The 1,071-nt window shown below is 51.9% G+C and carries 1 protein-coding gene and 1 pseudogene; both read left to right on the top strand.

All coding sequences use genetic code 11. From position 1 onward, the window contains the following. Positions 1 to 207: pseudogene (locus tag F8N00_RS18060) on the top strand (magnesium chelatase); the annotation flags it as partial. A 2-nt stretch (positions 208 to 209) separates the two neighbouring features. Continuing rightward, positions 210 to 1,071: DUF58 domain-containing protein (locus F8N00_RS18055; protein ID WP_421018755.1), on the top strand; the 862-nt coding region annotated here is incomplete at its 3' end.

Here is a 1,071-nt window from a genome sequence, read left to right as displayed (position 1 = left end):
CGAGCGACGCTCGCACTCTTAAAAGCCGCGAAAGCACGGGCCTGGATGCAGGAGCGGACGTACGTCACACCAGAGGACGTCAAGCACTTGGCGACGCCATTGCTTGCCCACCGTCTCGTCTTGACGCTCGAAGCGACGCTGAAGCTATCGAACGAACGTCTCGTCGAGCAAGTCCTCGATTCACTCACTGTTCCAACTGAGGTGTAATCATGCAATTGATCATACCAAAAGGCTTTAACCTCATCATTCTTACGATGACAGGTGCAAGCGGCGTCATCGTCGGTCTCTATGGTCCTGTCTGGATTGCGGCTTTATTACTCGCCTATACATTATATGGCTGGGTGATGCCGTATTATCTCGAATACGTTGCGAAGCGGATTCGCGTCCGCCTCCTTGAGACCGTTCGCGCTTTTCGAGAGGAAACGATCCAGATACCGTTCGAGTTATCGAACCCAACGAAGTTACCACTCGGTCGCATCACGATTTCTGGCTTGCTCGGGGATCAGATCAAGCTTCCTGATGCGAGTAGTCAATTTTGGCGTCAACACTTATATGTCAGCAAACAGACGATTGTGCCGTTTTCAATCGATGTCATTGCCGCTCACCGGGGAACGATTCGAATTCAGTCGTTTGACGTCATGATCTCGGATCCGTTTCATTTGATCACAATCTATGTGACGCTTAATATCCAAGAGCTGGGTCACGTCTTCCCTGACTTTGCACCAGCGTCGGTCGAGTGGAATGAACGGATGATTCCCGGTGAGACGATTGATCGCTCGAGTCCGTTCACCGATCGCTCGAGTTTCCACTCCGTCGTTCCCTACTCCGGAGATGCGAAGTCGATCTACTGGTCCGCTTATGCGAAGACGAATGAACTGTACTCGTATCAATATGACCGGAAACGTAACCATGATTATGCCGTCATCGTCGATGGCTTGTCCGCAGACGGACTCGCTCTCCGCTCGGACTTCGAGAAACTATTATCGCGTGCCGCGACGATCATCCGTGAACTCGAGAAACAAGGGGCTTCCTACAGCCCTGTCTCTTATACACATCTCCGAGCCCACGAGA

Source organism: Exiguobacterium sp. A1_3_1 (assembly GCF_048985645.1).
Lineage (GTDB): Bacteria > Bacillota > Bacilli > Exiguobacteriales > Exiguobacteriaceae > Exiguobacterium_A > Exiguobacterium_A indicum.
This window is presented reverse-complemented; position numbering and strand designations above follow the sequence as displayed.